Source organism: Variovorax sp. V116, from assembly GCF_041154435.1.
Taxonomy (GTDB): Bacteria; Pseudomonadota; Gammaproteobacteria; order Burkholderiales; family Burkholderiaceae_C; genus Variovorax; species Variovorax paradoxus.
In genome coordinates, this window is record NZ_AP028661.1 from 1,147,023 (window position 1) to 1,166,713 (window position 19,691).

15 protein-coding genes are annotated in these 19,691 nt (G+C 69.1%); 12 read left to right on the forward strand and 3 right to left on the reverse strand.

Features of this window, described 5'->3' with window-relative positions; all coding sequences use genetic code 11:
- The first annotated feature begins 39 nt into the window (after window positions 1-39).
- Genes ACAM58_RS05315 through ACAM58_RS05330 form a run of 4 tightly spaced genes read left to right on the forward strand, consistent with a single transcriptional unit; the run spans window position 40 to window position 4,202 of the window.
- Complete coding sequence (locus tag ACAM58_RS05315) at window positions 40-1,299, forward strand: putative Na+/H+ antiporter (protein WP_012746180.1); 1,260 nt, start codon at window positions 40-42, stop codon at window positions 1,297-1,299.
- 42 nt (window positions 1,300-1,341) lie between these two features.
- Window positions 1,342-3,015, forward strand: a complete 1,674-nt coding sequence (locus ACAM58_RS05320) for an alpha/beta fold hydrolase (protein WP_012746181.1) — start codon at window positions 1,342-1,344, stop codon at window positions 3,013-3,015.
- Between the two features lie 46 nt (window positions 3,016-3,061).
- Entirely contained in the window at window positions 3,062-3,649 is a 588-nt protein-coding gene (locus tag ACAM58_RS05325) for a helix-turn-helix domain-containing protein (RefSeq protein ID WP_028254131.1), read from the forward strand.
- A gap of 1 nt (window position 3,650) precedes the next feature.
- Window positions 3,651-4,202 (forward strand): GNAT family N-acetyltransferase, encoded by a 552-nt coding sequence (locus tag ACAM58_RS05330; RefSeq protein ID WP_028254130.1) that lies wholly within the window; start codon window positions 3,651-3,653, stop codon window positions 4,200-4,202.
- Here the strand turns inward: ACAM58_RS05330 and ACAM58_RS05335 are convergent.
- Window positions 4,172-5,155 carry a DMT family transporter gene (locus ACAM58_RS05335; protein ID WP_028254129.1) on the reverse strand — a complete coding sequence of 328 codons (984 nt, stop codon included), beginning with the start codon at window positions 5,153-5,155 and terminating at the stop codon, window positions 4,172-4,174. The two genes, ACAM58_RS05330 and ACAM58_RS05335, sit on opposite strands and share 31 nt — an antisense overlap.
- 138 nt (window positions 5,156-5,293) lie before the next feature.
- Here ACAM58_RS05335 and ACAM58_RS05340 point away from each other — a divergent pair, with 138 nt between their 5' ends.
- The 4 genes from ACAM58_RS05340 to ACAM58_RS05355 all read left to right on the forward strand — a co-directional run bounded on the left by ACAM58_RS05340 (window position 5,294) and on the right by ACAM58_RS05355 (window position 13,036).
- Window positions 5,294-6,169, forward strand: a complete 876-nt coding sequence (locus ACAM58_RS05340) for a LysR family transcriptional regulator (RefSeq protein WP_012746185.1) — start codon at window positions 5,294-5,296, stop codon at window positions 6,167-6,169.
- Window positions 6,170-6,258: 89 nt separating this feature from the next.
- Entirely contained in the window at window positions 6,259-11,013 is a 4,755-nt protein-coding gene (locus ACAM58_RS05345; RefSeq protein WP_028254128.1) for a CapA family protein, read from the forward strand.
- 5 nt (window positions 11,014-11,018) lie between these two features.
- Window positions 11,019-11,966: a S9 family peptidase gene (locus ACAM58_RS05350; protein ID WP_018903597.1), complete on the forward strand. Its 948-nt coding sequence runs from the start codon at window positions 11,019-11,021 to the stop codon at window positions 11,964-11,966.
- Window positions 11,963-13,036: an aldose epimerase family protein gene (locus ACAM58_RS05355; RefSeq protein ID WP_028254127.1), complete on the forward strand. Its 1,074-nt coding sequence runs from the start codon at window positions 11,963-11,965 to the stop codon at window positions 13,034-13,036. Before ACAM58_RS05350 ends, ACAM58_RS05355 begins: the two co-directional genes overlap by 4 nt.
- Here ACAM58_RS05355 and ACAM58_RS05360 read toward each other — a convergent pair.
- Entirely contained in the window at window positions 13,033-13,971 is a 939-nt protein-coding gene (locus ACAM58_RS05360; RefSeq protein ID WP_028254126.1) for an SMP-30/gluconolactonase/LRE family protein, read from the reverse strand. The two genes, ACAM58_RS05355 and ACAM58_RS05360, sit on opposite strands and share 4 nt — an antisense overlap.
- A gap of 137 nt (window positions 13,972-14,108) precedes the next feature.
- On the opposite strand from ACAM58_RS05360, the gene ACAM58_RS05365 reads away from it, so the two are divergent.
- Window positions 14,109-14,885 carry an SDR family NAD(P)-dependent oxidoreductase gene (locus ACAM58_RS05365; protein ID WP_028254125.1) on the forward strand — a complete coding sequence of 259 codons (777 nt, stop codon included), beginning with the start codon at window positions 14,109-14,111 and terminating at the stop codon, window positions 14,883-14,885.
- On the opposite strand, the gene ACAM58_RS05370 is transcribed toward ACAM58_RS05365, so the two are convergent.
- A complete protein-coding gene (locus tag ACAM58_RS05370; RefSeq protein ID WP_012746191.1) occupies window positions 14,886-15,845 on the reverse strand; it encodes a LysR family transcriptional regulator in 960 nt (319 codons plus the stop codon).
- 156 nt (window positions 15,846-16,001) lie between these two features.
- Here ACAM58_RS05370 and ACAM58_RS05375 point away from each other — a divergent pair, with 156 nt between their 5' ends.
- The 3 genes from ACAM58_RS05375 (at window position 16,002) to chvE (ending at window position 19,683) form a co-directional block, all read left to right on the forward strand.
- Window positions 16,002-17,453: an aldehyde dehydrogenase family protein gene (locus ACAM58_RS05375; RefSeq protein WP_028254013.1), complete on the forward strand. Its 1,452-nt coding sequence runs from the start codon at window positions 16,002-16,004 to the stop codon at window positions 17,451-17,453.
- A 61-nt stretch (window positions 17,454-17,514) separates the two neighbouring features.
- Entirely contained in the window at window positions 17,515-18,480 is a 966-nt protein-coding gene (locus ACAM58_RS05380; protein ID WP_028254012.1) for an ABC transporter substrate-binding protein, read from the forward strand.
- 132 nt (window positions 18,481-18,612) lie between these two features.
- Complete coding sequence (gene chvE / locus ACAM58_RS05385; RefSeq protein WP_012746194.1) at window positions 18,613-19,683, forward strand: multiple monosaccharide ABC transporter substrate-binding protein; 1,071 nt, start codon at window positions 18,613-18,615, stop codon at window positions 19,681-19,683.
- The last annotated feature ends 8 nt before the right edge of the window (window positions 19,684-19,691 follow it).

The window sequence follows — 19,691 nt, forward strand, 5'->3', positions numbered from 1 at the left end:
GGTCGGGCCGCCACGCGGATCAACCACGCCATCCGTCCCATGCAAGAGCCCACCATCCAGTACCTTGCCGCAGCGATCTTCGCCGTCGCGCTCGTCCACACCTTCGCCGCCAAGCAGTTCGAGCGGCTGTCGCACCGCTTTCCCCGCCATGCCGGCCTCTTTCACCTGCTGGGCGAGGTGGAAGTCGTCTTCGGCTTCTGGGCCATCGTGCTTGTGCTTGCGATGGCCCTGGTCGTTGGCGGCGGGCCGGCACTCGGCTATGCGGAGTCGCGCAACTACACCGAGCCCCTGTTCGTCTTCGTCGTGATGGTGGTGGCCGCCTCGCGGCCCGTGCTGCGCACCGTCATGTCGGGCGTGAGCCTTGTCGCGCGGGTGCTGCCGCTGCCCACGCCCGTTGCGGCGGCATGGCTCGGCCTGGCGGCCGTTCCGCTGCTGGGCTCGCTCGTCACCGAGCCCGCGGCCATGACCATTGCGGCGCTGATGCTCGCGCCGCAGATCTTCAGGCCGCAGGTGCCCGAAGCCGTGAAGTACCTCGCGCTGGGCGTGCTGTTCGTCAACGTGTCGATCGGCGGCACGCTCACGTCGTACGCCGCGCCGCCGGTGCTGATGGTGGCCTCGACCTGGCAATGGGACAGCGCCTTCATGCTTGCCACCTTCGGCTGGAAGGCCGCCGTGGCCGTGCTCGTCAACGCCACCGTGGCCACTTTCGTATTGCGCAAGCACCTGCCCGCGGCTTCGAGCGCGCACGCGGCGCTCTCCGAAGCGCCCGTGCCGCCCGCCGTGGCGCTGGTGCACCTCGTGCTGCTGGCCGGTATCGTGCTGTTCGCACATCATCCGGTGGCGTTCCTCGGGCTCTTCCTGATGTTTCTCGGCTACACGCAAGCCTACGAGCGCCACCAGAGTCCGCTCATCATCAAGGAGGCACTGCTCGTCGGCTTCTTCCTGGCGGGGCTGGTGGTGCTCGGCGGCATGCAGCAGTGGTGGCTGGAGCCGGTCGTATCGAGCCTGCAGCCGCTCGCCTTGTTCTTCGGCGCACTGGGCCTCACGGCCATCACCGACAACGCGGCGCTCACCTACCTGGGTTCGCTGATCACCAACATCTCGGACGAATCGAAGTACATGCTCGTGGCCGGCGCGGTGGCCGGCGGCGGCCTGACGGTGATTGCCAACGCGCCCAATCCCGCGGGCGTCGCGCTGCTCAAGCGCGGCTTCTCCGACGAGACCATCGGCGCCGGCGGACTGCTGCTGGGTGCGCTCGGGCCCACGCTGGTGGCCGCCGCGGCTTTCATGCTGTTGTAGCGATGAAACCGCGCATGGCGCGGATCGAAAGGAGACGAGAACATGCGCACGTTCTTTCGCATCGGCTCGGCCGCAGCTGCGGTGCTCGCGGCGGCCCTGGCCATCGGCGGCTGCTCTTCGCATGGAGGTGCTGTTTCATCCAGGAGCGCAAGGGCGGCACCGCCGCCCACCGATTGCCGCGCCTGGGTCGGCGTCGACCGCAACCACGAACTGCCCGGCTACCGGCTGCCGCAGTCCGATGGCCGCACCGCCTGCGTGCCGTTCGGCGTCAATGCCTACCGCCCGCCAGCGGGCTATGCGGACAGCGACTACTACGTCGACGAATTCACAGATGCGCGGCTGAAGGAGCGCTGGCGCGCCTGCAAGGCCGATGCCGCCTGCTTTGCGCGCATCGATGCGCAGATGCAGCGCTGGCTGCCGCCGAACAAGGCGCGCGCGACGCGCTCGACCGGCGTGGTCGATCCTTCCGGCAGGATCGATCCGGAAGGGCCCGTCGACCTGCGGCAGATCCGGCGTCCGGCCTTCTTCGCCAAGGCGCCCTATGCCGAGGCGATTGCGCGCGCCGATGCCGGCACCTTCGTGGTCGAGTTCACCGTGCCGCGCGACAGCTTCGAGCGCATCGACCTGCAGATGGCCGATCCGGTCAAGCTGCGCGGCTGGTACATCGAAGGCCGCGGCGTCGACGATGGCAAGGGCGGCAGGATGCGCGCGCTGGTCGTCATGGCGCCGGGCGGCGGCGGGCAGCTCACCGCGATCCAGCACCCCGACGAAAAGCCCTACCGCATCGACCCGGCCACGGGCCGCGCGGTCGACGTCAAGTTCCCGAACGCCACCACCGAGACCATGGGCCAGCGCTGGTGGCGCGAGAACCTCGATGCGCTCAACCAGGCGGGCTTCGACGTGCTGGCCTACGACCGGCGCGGCGAGGGCATCTCCGGCGGATTCAGCGACACCCACACGCTGGAGCAGGGCGAGGACGTGTTTCGCGTGCTCGCGCAGTTCGACAGCGGCGACGGCCTGCGGCTGCTCACGCCCGACGGCCGCGTGCTCGAAGGCAAGGAGGCGGCCGGCAAGCTGCTGGGCGGCATGAAGTCGACGCGCATTCCGATCCTGCTTGGCGGCTATTCGCGCGGCTCGATGTCGACCGCATGGGCCATGGCCAAGAACTTTTCGGGCGCGTGCAGCTACGACATGCCGGTGCCCGAATGCCAGCCGCCCAAGGGGCTTTCGAACATCAAGGGCGCCATTCTGTTGTCTTCCTTTGCGAGCGGCGCGGGCTACCTGCCCGCATCGCCCGACCTGGCCGATCGCAACCTGTTCCTTGGCGGCATGGCGGCGGACCACCACATCCTTTTCTATCCGAACTCGGCGCCGCTCGCGGGCATGCACAAGTGGCCGGCCGCCTTCTTCGGCAAGGGCCTGTGGGACCGCGCCGAAACACTCGAAGGCACCATCGCCGCCTACGACCGCATTCGCGGTGCGCGCGAAATCGTGGTGGCCCGCGCGCCCCATTCCATCGAGACCTGGCCCGAGAGCGACAGGCAATACCTGCGCGAGCGGATGGTCGCCTTCGCGAAGGTGGCGATCACGGGCGGCACCACCGTGCCGGGCGCAAAGCCCTGGTCCAACCTCAAGGAGCTGGTCGCGACCACGCCTGATTCTTGGGAGCCGTCGTCGAGGCCGAAGGACGGGCAGGACGCTCCCGCCGGTCGATAACTCGCCTTGACTTCTATTCCATGATGTTGGATATTCATCCGGCATCATGGAAACTCAGCCGCCCAGCCTCAACGACCGCATCGCGCAGCGCGTGCGGGACCTGCGCGCCGACCGCGGCCTTTCGCTCGAGGCGCTGGCGGCGCATTGCGGCGTCAGCCGCTCGATGATCTCGCTCATAGAACGCGGCGAAAGCAGCCCGACGGCGGTGCTGCTCGAGAAACTTGCGACCGGCCTCGGCGTTCCGCTGGCGTCGCTGTTCGAGGCGCCGGTGCCTGCGTCGGGGCCGGTGTCCCGGCTGGCCGACCAGCTGCAATGGCGCGATCCGCATTCGGGCTATGTGCGCCGCAACGTGTCGCCCGGCGGCTCCGCATCGCCGATCCACATCGTCGAGATTCTTTTTCCGCCCAAGGCGCGCGTGGCCTACGAAACCGGCGCGCGGGAACCGCAGGTCCACCAGCAGGTGTGGGTGCTCGAAGGAAGCATCGAAGTCACGCTCGGCGACGAGCGCCACCGGCTCGGCGCGGGCGACTGCCTGGCGCTGGTGCTCGACCGTCCCACCAGCTACTACAACCCCACGCGGAAGATCGCGCGCTATGCCGTCGTGATCGCCACCTCGCCCTCTTCCTGGAGATGACATGACCCAACCTGCGGCAACAAACTCCGCGCCACGCATCCGCCTTCTCTCCAGCGTCGGCGACGCCCATGTCCGGCAACTGGCCGACGTGCTCGTCGACTGCGTCGAAGGCGGTGCCTCGGTCAGCTTCATGCTGCCGCTCACGCCCGAGCGCGCCCAGGCCTTCTGGCAGCGCGTGGCCGAAGGCGTGGCAAGCGGCGAGCGCGCGCTGCTGGTGGCCGAAGACGCGCAAGGCATCGTCGGCACCGTGCAACTGGTGCTCGCGCAGCCCGAGAACCAGCCGCACCGCGCCGAGGTCTCGAAGATGCTCGTGCACCGGCGCGCCCGGCGCCAGGGCATCGGCGCGCTGCTGATGCAGGCCGCCGAGCAGCTCGCGCTCGAACACCGAAAGACCCTGCTCGTGCTCGACACCTCCAGCGCCGAGGCCGAGCGGCTCTATGCCCGGCTCGGCTGGACCCGCGTCGGCGTGATTCCGGGCTATGCGCTGCTGCCGGGCGGCGCGCCGTGCGACACCACCTACTTCTATCGCGCGCTGGCGCCGCAGGCGCGGTAGCCCGCAGTGCTGTTGCCGCCCGCGGCGCGCGCTGCGGGTGCGGCTGCCGCCCTGCGGCTCGCGGCCGTATGCAGCAGCAGTCCGCCGACCACCATCGCCATGCCGGCCAGCTCGTGGGCCGAGGGCAGCTTGCCCAGCGCAACGCCCATCAACAGCGCCGACACCGGAACGAAATTCAGGAAGGCCGTGCCGGTGACAGCGCCCAACGTGCGAACGCCATAGTTGAAGGCCAGCACGGAGATGGCGGAGGGCACCAAGCCCACGAACAGCAGCGCGTGCCACGTCAGGCGCAGGCCCTCGGCACTGGGTGCGTGGCTCGCGCCGAAGGCCGTGGCGAGCAGCGCGCCCGCCAGCAGCAGCGGCCACGAAGCCAGCACCGTGAGCGCCGAATACTCGACGACGTCGAGCGCGGGAAAGCGCGCCGCGCCGCGCGTGTACCAGATCCAGCCCAGCGTGCCGGCAAAAGCCACCGCGTCGCCGAAGAGCGTCGAGCCGGCCGACGAGGCGCCGCCGAAGAGCAGGCCCGACACCATGGCAACGCCCGCGAGCGCCAGCGCCGTTGCCAGCAGCGCCAGCCGCGCGGGCCGCACGCCATCGAAGGCCCAGCGCACCAGCTGCGTGGTCATGGGCGTGGTGGCCACGATCACCGCGCCGTGCGAAGGCACCGAGTGCGCGAGCCCGACGAACAGCATCACGCTGAAGACGCCGAAGCCCGCGGCGCCCCGCAATGCCAGCGGCACCGCATGCAGGCGGAGCTTGCGCCAGGGCACCGCGCCGCGCGGCAGCAGCAGCGCGGCGAACAGCAGGGCCGACATGCTGTAGCGGATCAGCGTGAGCCACATGGGTTCGACGTGGTGCAGGACGTCCTTGCCGACAAGGAACATGGCACCCCATCCGGAGGTGGCGAGCAGCAGCGCGGCAATGCCGAGCGGGCGTGGGTTGGCGGTGGACATGATGTGCGGGCCTCGTTGCATGGAATCGATGGCGCCAAGCTTCGGCTTTTGCACGCCGCGCGGCCATTCGCTTCTTTGGACCGGGCGCTCCGAAAAAACGAACGCACGCAGGCCGCGCCAGCGCTCACAATTTGCGCCATGGAGCTCTATCAACTGAAGACTTTCGTCGCCATTGCGAAGGAGGGCAGCCTCACCCGCGCGGCCGAGCGCGTGTTCACCAGCGCACCGGCCGTCAGCGCCCAACTCAAGGCGCTGGAGGACGAACTGGGCGTGAAGCTGTTCGAGCGCACGCCGCGCGGCATGGTGCCCACGCAGGCCGGCCGCAGCCTGCTCGAGGAGGCCGAGCGCACGCTGGCCTCGGCCATGCGCATGCGCTCGGCCGCCGAGCAGCTGCGCGGCGCGGCGCAGGGCGTGGTGCGCTTCGGCACTGTGGTCGACCCGGTGGCGCTCAGGCTCGGCGAGGTGCTGGTCAAGCTCGCCGAGCGCCACCCGCAGGTCACGCTGCAGCTGCGGCAGGGCCTGTCGTTCGAGACGCTGGCGGCGGTGCAGCGCGGCGAGCTCGACTGCGCCTACGCGCTCAGCGACAGCGAGCAGGTCGAAGGCATGGAGCTGCTGCGCCTGGTGCCGGTCGAGCTGGTCGTGACGCTGCCGCTGCCGGTTTCCGAGGCCCACCCCGGCCTCACGCTCGACGAGCTCACCCGCCTGCCGTGGGTGGGAACGCCGCCCTCGTGCATCCTGCGCACGCACCTCGAGAAGCTCTTCGCGGGCGCCGGCCGCGACTACCGGCAAGGGCGCACGGCCGACAGCGAGAGCGCGGTGCGCAGCATGGTCGCGAGCGGCATGGGCGCCGGCCTGCTGCGGCTCGACCAGGCCGAGCAGGGCCAGCGCAACGGCGAGCTCGCGATCTGGAACGGCTGGCGCTCGCGCACCTGGCTTTGCTGGCTCGCGGCCGAAGGCCGGCATGCGAGCGCCGTCGAGGCGGTGCGCAGCGCAGTGCTCGAAACCTGGACCTGAGCGGCGCGCGGGGAGGCCGCCGAATTTGCAGCGGGCGCGCGCGGCCTGTCATCATTCGCGCCTGCATGACCCAAGAACCGACTCTTTCCATGGATCTGTTGAACCGCGCCAGGCAGATCCTGGCCGCCCCGGACGGCACGCTGCCCGGAGCCGCCGCCACGCCCGAGGCCGGCTGCGTGGTACTGATTGCCATGGGCGACGGCACGAGCCGCGCGCGCGTGGTTGCCGGGCGCGCCGCAAGCGCCGAGCAGGCCTGGCAACAGGCCCGCGATGCAGCAGTTGCGCTCGCACAGCGCGTCGGCATGCAGCCGCGCCATGTGCGCGTGGAACTGGTCGACCAGGTCGAGCCCATGAGCTGGGGCGCGCTGAAGGCCCGCCTGGCGGGCACCAGGCGCAACTACTTCAACCATGGCGTGTCCTTCGACGCGAAGTTCGAGGTGGCGCTGCTCGCGCCGGAGATCAACGGCAGCGCCGTCTTCTACAACGGCACCGTGGATCATGCCGAGCCCAATCCGGGCAACCTGCGCCTTCATGCGAAGCGGCGCTTCGGTGCCGAACTCGATTTTCCGCAGGACGACGCGGCGCCGGTGTGGTGCTTCACCACGCGCGCGGCCTATGCCGATGCCGAAGGCGCGTGGCCGATCACTCCCACGGGCCAGTCGGCGGGCTACCGCACGCTGCCCGAGTGGGGCGCCGGCCAGGTGCGCAGCCTCGTGGACAGCGCGAGCGACTATCTTGCGGCGCAGGTCAAGCCCACGGGCGAGTTCCACTACGGCTGGTTCCCGTGCTTCGACCGCGCGATTCCCACCTACAACACGCTGCGCCACGCGAGCTCCACCTATGCGCTGCTCGAGGCCTGGGAGCTGATCCGCAGCGACAGCCAGAAGGCGGCCATCGACCGCTCGCTGTCGCTCTTGACGAAGCGGCTGATCCGCCAGGCCGAGCTGCCGGGCGGCACGCGCGCGGCCTACCTGCTGGACGTCGGCGATGAGATCAAGCTCGGCGGCAACGCGGTGTGCCTGCTGGCGCTCGTCAAGTACACGGAGCTCACGGGCGATCCGCAATACCTGCCGCTGATGGAGCAGCTCGCGCTCGGCATCCAGGCCATGCAGGACCCGGCCAGCGGGCGCTTCGTGCACGTGCTCAACTACCCGTCGCTCGAAGTGAAAGACGCATTCCGCGTCATCTACTACGACGGCGAAGCCGCCTTCGGCCTGATGCGCCTGTACGGCCTCACGCGCGACGAGCGCTGGCTCGCGGTCGTCGAGAAGGCCTTCGAGCATTTCATTGCCGCGGAGCACTGGCGCGCGCACGACCACTGGCTGAGCTACTGCGTCAACGAGCTCACGCGCGTTCGGCCCGAGACGCGCTACTACCAGTTTGGCCTGCGCAACGTGGCCGACTACCTGGACTTCGTGCTGGAGCGCATCACCACCTTTCCGACCCTGCTCGAGCTCATGATGGCCGCGCGCGAGATGGTGGAGCGCCTGGCCGCCGACCCCGCGCTGCGCCCGCTGCTCGAAGGCTTCGACCGCGCCAAGTTCGACCGCGCGCTCGAGCACCGCGCGCGCTACCTGGCCAACGGCTACTTCTGGCCCGAGCTCGCGATGTTCTTCCGCAACCCGGACCGCATCGCCGGTTCGTTCTTCATCAAGCACCACAGCTTCCGCGTGCGCATCGACGACGTGGAGCACTATCTCTCGGGCTACGTGGCTTACCACCGGCTGTTGAAGCACCGCGAAGCATCGGGACTCCCGGCTGCGTGCGGAATTCCCGAAGCCACTTCTGCGCCGGTGCCGGCGGAGATCGGCCGCGCGCCCGTCGCGGTCTGGGGCGGCGACGTGAACCTCGGCCGCCGGCTGCACTACCGCCTGGCAGAGCTCGGCGGCCCGCAGGAGATGCTTGGCGGCATCGCTGCACTTCGCGAGGCGGACCTGCGCATCGCCAACCTCGAATGCGTGGTCGCCACCACCGGCGAACAGGGCGTCGAGAAGGATGAGAGCAGCCCCTACTACTACCGCGCCCGGCCCGAGATGCTCGCGGTGCTGGCCGAAGCGGGCATCGGCATGGTCGCCACCGCCAACAACCACAGCGGCGACTACGGAGCCGCCGCGCTGATGGAGCAGCAGGCGCTGCTGGATGCCGCCGGCATTGCGCACGCGGGCACCGGGCGCAACCTGGATGAGGCGCTGCGGCCGGCCATCGGCCGGGCCGGCGGCGTGCGCGTGGCGCTGTTCTCGCTCGACGCCACGCAGCCGCGCTTCGCGGCAACGGCCGATGCTCCGGGTGCCGCCTGGCTGCCGCTCGGCGATCCCGCCGCCTGGACTGCCACGCTTGCGCCGCGCATTGCCGCCGCGCGTGCCGAGGCCGATGTGGTGCTGGTGGCCGTGCACTGGGGCGCAAACCTCGAAACCGCGCCTTCGCAGGCCGAAATCGACGTCGGCCATGCCATCGTCGATGCCGGTGCCGACGCAATTCTCGGCAGCTCGGCCCATGTGCTGCAGGGCATCGAGATCTACCGCGGCCGGCCGATCCTGCACGATGCGGGCGACCTGCTGTTCGAGTCCATCCGCAACGACCTCGCGGATTCCGGTGTGTTCTCGCTGGCGCTGAGTGTGCGCGGTGTCGAAGAGGTGGTGTTCACGCCCATTGGCGTGGGCTTCGGTTTCTCGCGGCAGCACACGGGCGCGCCGGCCGAGGCCGCGAGTGCGCGCTTCGCCGAGCAATGCCGCGCACTGGGGACCGAAATGGTGCCGGTGGCGGGAGGCCGGTGCGCGGTGAGGCTGTCGCCACCCGAGCGGCGGCCCGCCCTCGCCGCCGCAGCGCCCGCCGCGCGCGCGCCTCGCGCCATCAGGCCGCTCCTCGCGCCCCGGCCCGAATGGATGGCCGATGCGGTGCCGCCCGACGCATGGGTGCCGCCTCTCCAGGCCGGGCCGCTGCGCCTGGTGGGCGTGCGTTGCGCGCCGCGCCAGCTCGTCGGGCGGCGCATGCTGTGGGTGGAGTCTTTCTGGACCGCCGACGCGCCCGTAACGGCCGACCTGCGCATCCAGTTCCGCGCGGTCCCGCTGCGCAGCACCCGCATGCCCGCGTGGGGCGAAGGCATGGACCATGAGCCCTGCGACTGGATGTGGCCGACCAGCCGATGGGAGCCGGGCCGCATCTATCGCGACCGCTACGGGCTGCGCGCGCCTCGCGCCGGCCTGCTGGAGAGCGACGTGCTGCAGCTCGAGCTGCGCGTACGCGGCGCGCTGGCCGGGCTGCCGCCCGCGCGCCGGCTGTCCATCTGGTGCGGCCTGCGCGTGCCCGCTGCGCCAGTGCCATTGCCTGCGCGGCCGGCGCCCGTGCCCGCGGCCCTGCATCCCGGTGCCAGCCCGACCCCGGCACCGGTCTGGACCGCCGAGCAGCTGCAGCGCATCACGGGCGGCCGATGGCTGGTCGAGCCTGCGCCAGGCTGGTTCGTGAACTCGGTGGTGCGCGGGCCGCGCCATCTGCCGCTGCTGCCGCCGCCTGTGCTTTTCGTCGCGGCCGACTACGACACGCTGGCCGCGCACGAGAACTACAGCAAGCGCCTGCCCGGCAATCCGGACCGCCACGCCGACCTGCCGCCGCTCGAAAAAAAGCTGGCAGGCGCGGTGGTCGCGCATGCGGTGGAAGGACTGGCTCCCGACTTTCCGCTGCTGCAGCTGGACGATCCGATCCGCGGAATGATCGCGCTCGGCGAGGCGGCGCGCGCGCGTTTCAAGGGCTTGGTGGTGGGGGTGACCGGCACGGTCGGCAAGTCGTCCACCATTGCCATGCTGCGCGACCTGCTGCCCGAAGCCGCGCGCGTGCACACCACCGTGGACAACTACAACTCGCGCGTCGGCGTGCCGGCCATGCTGGCCAATCTCGGGTCCGATGCGGACGTGTGCATTCTCGAAATGGCGCAGAGCGGCCTGTGGATGGACCGGGGGCCGATCTCGCTGATGGCGCGGCCGCACGTGGCCATCATCACCGAGGTCGGGCTGTCGCAGACCCGCCAGGCCTCGACCCTCGAACAGACGGCGGCCTTCAAGTCGCGCATCTTCCTGGGGCTGGAGCCCGGCGGCGTCGCGATCGTGCCCGACCACATTCCCTGCCTCGCGCAGGTGGTGCGCGCCGCCGCACTCACGGCGGGCGCCATCTGGGTGGTGGGGCCCGGGCCGGACGCCAACATCCGCGTGCTCGACACGCACCCCGAGCCCGGCGGCGGCTGCCGCGTGCGCATTGCGACGGAGGGCCGCAGCTTCGAGTACCTGTTTCCCATCGCGAGTGCCGGGCTGGTGCGCAACTCGGCCCTGGCGTTCGCCGCGCTGCTGGCGATGGGCTTCGATGCGGATGCCGCCTGCGCGCGCATGCCCGGGGTGCGGCTTCCCGCGTCGGTGATGCAGGTGCACACGCTGCGCACCCGGGCCGGCATCGAGGCCACGCTGATCGACGACAGCTGGAACGCCGAGGTCATGTCGATGCGCAACGCGATGGAGTTCGTGCGCACCTACCGGCGTGCGGACGATGCGCCGGTGCAGCGCAAGATCGGCGTGCTCGGGCGCATCGTGAACCTCGGGCGCGATTCGCAAGCCCTGCACCGCGGCCTTGCCGAACCGCTGCTGGCCTCCGGCATCGAGCACCTGGTGACGCACGGCGCAGAGATGCGCTGGCTGCGCGCGGATGTACCGGCCGGGCTGCTCGGACCGCACTTCGACGATGCCGAGAAACTCGCGGACTACCTCGGCACCTTCCTGCGCGACGGCGACCTGGTGCTGCTGAAGGGCGACCGCGTCGGTTCCGACTTCGGCACCATCCCCCAAAGGCTGCAGCAGCTGTGACACCCATGGCCGCATGGCGACGGTGCACCCGCTTCGCGTGGCTCCTGCTGGCGCTCGCGCAGGCGGCGTGCGCACAACGCGCAGGCCCCGATCCGCGCGTGCCGGCCACCTCCGAAGACCAGGCGCTGCAATGGAACCAGCCTGCCGTACGCGCAAACTGCCCCGACCGGCGCGGCTACCTCTGGGTGCAGCCGGCCGAAGGGCCGGCCTGCATCCGCTACTTTGCAAGCGACGAGATCGATGGCGCGCGCGTGGCCATCGTGCAGTTCTCCGGCGACCGCGACGGCGTGATGGACCAGCCGCCCGCGCGCATCCCCGGCAACACCGCGGCGCTGCGCACGCTCGACGCGCAGCGCAGCCGCAACCGCTCCGGCGTGCCGTGGATCTTCATGGCGCGGCCCGGCACCTACGGCTCGTCGGGGGACCATCGCAAGCGGCGCGAGCCCGTGGAATTCCATGCCTTGGACGCGGCGCTCGATGCGCTCATGCAGCGCCACCAATTGCAGCGCATCGTGATCCTGGGCCACAGCGGCGGCGCCACGGCCGGCGCGGCGCTCCTCACCATGGGCCGCACGCGCGTGGCCTGCGCGGTGCTGACTTCGGGCGCCTATGGCCTGCTCGAACGCGCGCGCATGCTGGGCATGTCGAGGGGCGGCCGGACCGACACCACCGGCAGTGCGCAGTTCTACGATCCGCTCGAGCATGTGGGCGGCATCGTGCGCGACCCGTCGCGGCGCATCGTGCTGATCGGCAACCGCGACGACCGGAACACGCCCTTCGCCCTGCAGCAGCGCTTTGCCGATGCGGTGGCGCAGGCGGGCCACCGCATCGAGCTGCAGACCCACGCGGCCGAGCCGCCCACCCACCACGACCTCACGGACGGCATCGGCCTGCAAACCGCATCGCTGTGTGCGCGCGAGGCGCTTTTTCCACCAACTCCAGCAACCGAATGAGCAGCAACATCACCACCCGCGAATTCGGCCGCATGCCCGACGGCCGCATCGTGACCGAATACACCCTGGACAACGGCCTGGGCCTGCGCCTGGGCGCCATCAACCATGGCGGCATCGTCACCGCATTGCACGTGCCCGACCGGCATGGGCGCAGCGGCAACATCGTGCTCGGCCTGCCGAGCCTTGCGGACTACCTGGGCCCGCATCCGCACCTGGGCACCATCGTCGGGCGCTATGCGAACCGGATCGCGGGCGGGCGCTTCACGCTCGATGGCGCCCAGCACCAGCTCCCGCTGAACAACGGCGCCAACTCGCTGCACGGCGGGCACCGGGGCTTCGGCACGCGCTTCTGGCAGATCGAGCCGGTGCCGGTGGACGGCGCGGCGGGCGAGGAAATCGCCATCGAGCTTCGCTACACCAGCGCCGATGGCGAAGAAGGCTTTCCGGGCGAAGTGCAGCTGACGGTGCGCTACGCGCTCAGCACCCGCGAGAACACCTGGCGCATCGACTACCGCGCCGTGACCGACCGGCCCACTGTGCTGAACCTGAGCCACCACGACTACTTCAACCTGGCGGGCGAGGGCGCGGTGCTGGACCATCGGCTCACCATTCCCGCGAGCCGCTACTGCCCCGTGGATGCAGGCCTGATTCCCCTGGGCCTTGCGCCGGTGGCCGGAACGCCGTTCGACTTCCGCGCGGCCACGCCGGTCGGCGAGCGCATCGATGCGCCGCACGAGCAATTGCGCGTCGCCGGCGGCTACGACCACAACTGGGTGCTCGACCGCGAGCCCGCCGGCCTGGCGTTGGCGGCGCGGCTCGAGCACCCGCCGTCAGGCCGCGTGATGGAGGTGCACACGACCGAGCCGGCGGTGCAGTTCTATTCGGGCAACTTCCTCGACGGCAGCCTGCGCGGCGCCGATGGCGAGAGCTTGCGGCGCGGCGCCGGGCTGTGCCTGGAAACGCAGCACTATCCCGATTCGCCGAACCAGCCGGACTTTCCTTCGACGGTGCTGCGGCCGGGCGAAGTGTTCAGCAGCAGCACGCTGCACCGCTTCGGCACACTGGCCTAGCCCCCGAACTCGGCCGCAAGCAGGCCGGGGCTGCCGATGCGCACCGCGAACAACCCGCCGGCCAGCGGCTCGGCCTCGAACTGTTCGGCCGTGAGCCCGCTGCGCGCGGTGCTGATGTAGAGCGTGCACAGGTCCTCGCCGCCGAAGGCGCAGTCCGTGACGTTGCTTGCGGGCAGTTCGATGCGGCACAGCTCGGCGCCGCTCAGCGGGTCGTGGCAGCTCACGCAGTGGCCGCCCCAGTGCGCGATCCAGAGGCGGCCGGCCGCGTCGGTCGTCATGCCGTCGGGCAGGCCATCGCCCTCGGCAAAGCGAAGCCACACCCGCTTGTTGCCCACGGTGCCGGCTGCGCTGTCGAAGTCGTAGGCATAGACGCAGCCTTCGACCGTGGCATTGAAGTACATCGTGCGTTCGTCGAGCGACCAGGTCGGCCCGTTGGTCACGGCAAAGCCGTCGTCGTGGCGCGTGCAGCGGCCGTCGGCGTCGAAGCGGTAGAGCGCGCCGGTCGGTGCCACGCAGTCGAAGTCCATGGTGCCGCCCCAGAAGCGGCCCTGGCGGTCGCACTTGCCGTCGTTGAAGCGGTTGCCGGGCCGGTCGGGCTCAGGCTGGTGCAGGTAGCGCGGCGCCGCATCCACCGCGGGATCGAACAAGGCGAAGCCGCGGCGCATGGTGACGATCAGCCCCGGCGCGTTGGCGCGCTCGGCCAGCGCGGTGATCTCCTCGTCGAACTGCCAGCTGCGCCGCGCGCCGCTGGCCGGGTCGAGCCGGTACAGGCGGCTTTCGAGGATGTCGATCCAGTAGAGCGCCCGTTCGCGCGGCGACCACAGCGTGCCCTCGCCGAGCGTGGCGCCCGCGGGCCACAGGCACTCGGGCTGGCCGAGGATCGATGGCACGCCAAGGGGCGTGGGAGTGGATGCGGTGCGGCCGGTCTGGGTCATTTGTTTTGCGCCTTTGTTGTCTCTGTCCTTGACGCGGCGGATCGTATCAAGGCATATTGATAATAGAAACCAAACTATTTGGCATCAAGTGATATTGATTTTGCAATGTCACCGCCAGCTCTCTGGAGACACGCATCTTGAAGGATTCCCCGCAGCTTTCGATCCATCCCAGCCTGAAGGGCCGCACTGTGTTCGTCACCGGCGGCGGCAGCGGCATTGGCGCGGCCATGGTGGCCGCGTTCGCCGCGCAGGGCGCACGCGTGGCCTTCGTCGACATTGCCGAAGGCGCCAGCGCCGCGCTCGCCCAGCGCATCGTGCAAGAAGGCCATGCCGCGCCGTGGTGGCGCGCCTGCGACGTGCGCGACATCGGCGCGCTGCAAAAAGCCATTGCCGACGCGGTCGCCGAGCTCGGCGACTTTGCGGTGCTGGTCAACAACGTGGCAAGCGACGACCGCCACACGCTCGAATCGGTCACGCCCGACTACTACGACAACCGCATGGCCATCAACGAGCGGCCCGCGCTGTTCGCGATCCAGTCGGTGGTGCCGGGCATGCGGCGGCTGGGCTTCGGCTCGGTCATCAACCTGGGCTCCACGGGCTGGCAGACCAAGGGCTCGGGCTACCCCTGCTATGCGATAGCCAAGTCGTCCGTCAACGGCCTCACGCGCGGCCTCGCAGTGGAACTGGGCCGTGACCGCATCCGCATCAACACCGTGTCGCCGGGCTGGGTGATGACCGAGCGGCAGGTGCAGCTCTGGCTCGACGACGAAGGCGAGCAATCGCTCAAGCGCAACCAGTGCCTGCCCGACAAGCTGATGCCCGAGGACATCGCGCGCATGGTGCTGTTCCTCGCGTCGGACGACGCCAGGATGTGCACCGCGCAGGAGTTCACCGTGGACGCGGGCTGGACCTGATCAGTCCATTTCAAGTTTGCGGCCGTAGACGCTCAGGCTCGCGGTCTTCAGCGCCTTCATCATCACCTTGGCCGCCGGCGACAGCAGCCGGTCGGTGCGCGTGATGATGCCGAAGGCGTCCATGTGGCAGGGCATGTCCAGCGGCAGCAGCGACACGATGCCGTGCGCGGCGTAGTAGCGCGCCACGTCGGTCGCGAGCACGGCCACCATGTCGCTCTGCTGCAGCATGCGAGTGATGAAGAGCAGGGCCGAGCTCTCGATGATGTTGTTCGGCGGCACCAGGCCCTCCTCCTGGAACATCAGTTCGAAGCGGTGGCGCAGCACGCTGCCCGCGGGCGGCACGATCCAGCCGGCGCCCACCACGTCGCGCAGCGTGAGGCCGCTCACGCCCAGGAGCGGATGGCCCGGGCGCACCAGCGCGCACACCGGCTCCTCGGCCAGCGCTTCGTAGCGCAGCTGCGACTTGTCGTGCTCGGCAAAAAGCCGCGCCACCAGGATGTCGAGCTTGCCCTGCTCGAGCCGCTCGATCAGCACCGCGCTGGTCTCGATCTCGAGCGACACGCGCAAATCGGGCTGCTCGCGCTTCACCATCGCCACCGCGGGCGGCATCAGCGTGAGGCCGGGCGCGGTGATGGCGCCCACGCCCACCTGGCCGAAGCGGCCGGCCTTGAGCGCGGTGAGTTCGTCGTGCGCCTGGTTCAGGCTGGCCAGCGCCACGCGGGCATGGCGGATCATGGTTTCGCCGTACCAGGTGGGCCGCATGCCGCGCGGCAGCCGGTCGAACAGCGGCACCTCCAGCACGTCTTCCAGGTCCTTCAGCAGCTTGGAGGCCGCGGGCTGCGTCATGTTGAGCACCTGGGCCGCGCGGTGGATGTTGCCTTCCTCCGCCAGCGCCACCAGCAGGAGCAGCTGCCGCGTCTTGAGGCGGGCGCGGATGAACCAATGGTTGTAGTTGGTCATGTCTCGTGGGTTGTTGTTTGTTAAAGCTTTGTGATCAGAGGGTTTTCCAGAATCCAGCGATTGATATGCATTTTGTCGAAAAAATGATTGGATTGATATCAATTCTGTTCATAGACTCGCCCCACTTCCAAAACGAGAGACAAGGTTGGCGCGCAGGTGATTCACGGCGAGATCCATCAGAACGTGCGGCAATACATCAACGGCCGCTGGGAAACCAGCGCGACCACCGGTGTGAGCGCCAATCCTTCGGACACCAGCGAAGTGGTGGCCGAATACGCACGGGCCGATCGCCGCCAGGTGGAGTCCGCGATCCGCGCGGCCGCCGATGCCTTTTCCCACTGGAGCCACAGCACGCCGCAGCGCCGGGCCGACGTGCTCGACCGCATCGGCACCGAACTCCTGGCGCGCAAGGACGAGCTGGGCCTGCTGCTGGCGCGCGAAGTCGGCAAGACCCTGCCCGAGGCCGTGGCCGAGGCGGCGCGCGCGGGGCAAGTGTTCAAGTTCTTTGCGGGCGAGGCGCTGCGCGGCGGCGGCGAGAACATGGCCTCGCTGCGTGCGGGCGTGCAGGTCGACGTCACGCGCGAGCCGGTGGGCGTGGCCGGGCTCATCACGCCATGGAATTCGCCGCTCGCGGTGCCGGCCACCAAGATTGCGCCGGCGCTCGCGCATGGCAACTGCGTGGTGTTCAAGCCGGCCGAGCTGGTGCCGGCCTGCGGCTGGACGCTGGCCGAGATCATCAGCCGCGCCGCATTGCCCGCGGGCGTGTTCAACCTCGTGATGGGCAGCGGCCGCGAGGCGGGCCAGGCGCTGGTCGACAGCCCGCTGGTCGATGCCCTGAGCTTCACCGGCTCGGCGCGCAACGGCGAACGCATCCTGCAGGCGGCCGCCGCGCGGCGCGCCAAGGTGCAGCTCGAGATGGGCGGCAAGAACGCGCTCGTGGTGCTGGCCGATGCCGACATCGACCATGCGGTCGACTGCGCGGTGCAGGGCGCCTATTTTTCCAACGGCCAGCGCTGCACGGCGTCGAGCCGGCTGATCGTCGAGGCCGCGGTGCACGACGCCTTCGTTTCGCGGCTGCGCGACCGCCTCAAGGCGCTGAAGATCGGCCATGCGCTGGAGCGCGGCGTCGACGTCGGGCCGCTGGTCGATGAAGAGCGCCTCGCGCGCAGCCTGGCCTGGGTCGGCATTGCGCGCGAAGAGGGCGCCGAGCATGTGTGGGGCGGCGAGCCGCTCCAGCGCGCCACGGCCGGCCACTACATGAGCCCCGCGCTGTTCCTGGCCCAGCCCGGGCACCGCATCGCGCGCGAGGAAATCTTCGGCCCGCTGGCCTGCGTGCTGCGCGCGGCCGACTACGACGAGGCGCTGGCGCTGTGCAACGACACGCCTTCGGGCCTGAGCGCGGGCATCTGCACCAATTCGCTCAAGCACGCGATGCATTTCAGGCGCCATGCCGAAGTCGGCATGACGATGGTCAACCTGCCGACGGCGGGCGTGGACTTCCACGCGCCCTTCGGCGGGCGCAAGGGGTCGGGCTACGGGCCGCGCGAACAAGGGCGCCATGCCGCGGAGTTCTACACGACGGTCAAGACCGGCTACATGCTGGCCTGACCACCACGGACGGTTTTCATCAGCAAGCAAACATAGCACTCAGAAAGAAGGAGACATTCCAATGAAACTCAATCGCCGCACCCTCAATATCGCACTCGCCGCCGCCTCGCTCGGCGGGCTCCTGCCCGCCACCGCGCTGGCGCAGAAGAAGATCGTGCTCGGCTTCAGCCAGGTGGGCGCCGAGAGCGAATGGCGCACCGCCAACACCGAGTCGATCAAGGCCTCGGCCAAGGAAGCCGGCATCGAGCTCAAGTTCTCCGACGCGCAGCAGAAGCAGGAAAACCAGATCAAGGCCATTCGCTCGTTCATCGCGCAGAAGGTGGACGTGATCGCCTTCTCGCCGGTGGTCGAATCGGGCTGGGAGACCGTGCTGCGCGAAGCCAAGGCCGCCAAGATCCCGGTGGTGCTGACCGACCGCTCGGTGAACACCAAGGACGACTCGCTCTACGTGACCTTCATGGGCTCCGACTTCGTCGAGGAAGGCCGCAAGGCGGGCCGCTGGCTGGTCGAGAAGATGAAGGACCAGAAGGGCGAGGTGAACATCGTCGAGCTGCAGGGCACCGTGGGCTCGGCGCCGGCCATCGACCGCAAGAAGGGCTTCGAGGAAATCATCAAGGCCGACCCCAAGTTCAAGATCCTGCGCTCGCAGACCGGCGACTTCACGCGCGCCAAGGGCAAGGAAGTGATGGAAGCCTTCCTGAAGGCCGATGGCAAGAAGATCAACGTGCTCTACGCGCACAACGACGACATGGCCATTGGCGCCATCCAGGCCATCGAGGAAGCGGGCCTGAAGCCGGCCAAGGACATCACGATCATCTCGATCGATGCCGTCAAGGGCGCCTTCGAAGCCATGATCGCCGGCAAGCTCAACGTGTCGGTCGAATGCAGCCCGCTGCTCGGCCCCCAGCTGATGAGCGCCGTGAAGGACATCAAGGCCGGCAAGCAGCTGCCCAAGCGCATCGTGACCGAAGAGACGATCTTCCCGATGGAAGTCGCCGCCAAGGAATTCCCCAACCGAAAATATTGAACTCCCCCAGTCTTCGCGCACTTCGTGTCGCTACGCCAACCCCCTCACCGGGGGCGACACCAGCGGCCCGGCGAAGCCGGTTCCGCGGTGTCCCTGGAAAAGACAGTAATTATTGAAAAAACGGATCGAATCATGAAACGCAACTTCCTCAAGGCCTCGCTCGCAGGCATCGCACTGGCCATCGCCGGCATCGCGCCGCTCGCGCATGCGCAGGACAAGGGCCCGATCGCCATCTCGATGCCGACCAAGTCGTCGGCGCGCTGGATCGCCGATGGCGCCAACATGGTCAAGTACTTCAAGGAGAAGGGCTACAAGACCGACCTGCAGTACGCCGACGACGACATCCCGAACCAGCTCGCGCAGATCGAGAACATGGTGACCAAGGGCTCCAAGGTGCTGGTCATCGCGGCCATCGACGGCACCACGCTGTCCGACGTGCTGCAGAAGGCGGCCGACAAGGGCGTGAAGGTCATTGCCTACGACCGGCTCATCAAGGGCTCGAAGAACGTCGACTACTACGCCACCTTCGACAACTTCCAGGTCGGCGTGCTGCAGGCGCAGTCGATCGAGTCGGCGCTCGGCCTGAAGAGCGGCAAGGGCCCGTTCAACATCGAGCTGTTCGGCGGCTCGCCCGACGACAACAACGCCTTCTTCTTCTACAACGGCGCGATGTCGGTGCTGGAGCCGTACATCAAGAGCGGCAAGCTGGTGGTTCGCAGCAAGCAGATGGGCATGGACAAGGTCGGCACGCTGCGCTGGGACGGCGCGGTGGCGCAGGCGCGCATGGACAACCTGCTGTCGGCCTACTACAGCAAGGACCGCGTCGATGCGGTGCTGTCGCCGTACGACGGGCTGTCGATCGGCATTCTCTCGTCGCTCAAGGGCGTGGGCTACGGCTCGGCATCGCAGCCGATGCCCGTCGTCTCGGGCCAGGACGCGGAGATTCCGTCGGTCAAGTCGATCCTGCGCAAGGAGCAGACCTCGACCGTGTTCAAGGACACGCGCGAGCTGGCCAAGGTCACGGTGGCCATGGTCGACGCCATGCTGTCGGGCAAGACGCCCGAGGTGAACGACACCAAGACCTACAACAACGGCATCAAGGTGGTGCCTTCCTACCTGCTCAAGCCCGTGAGCGTGGACGGCGGCAACTGGAAGCAGGTGCTGGTCGACAGCGGCTACTACAAGGAAAGCCAGGTCAAGTGAGCGTTGGA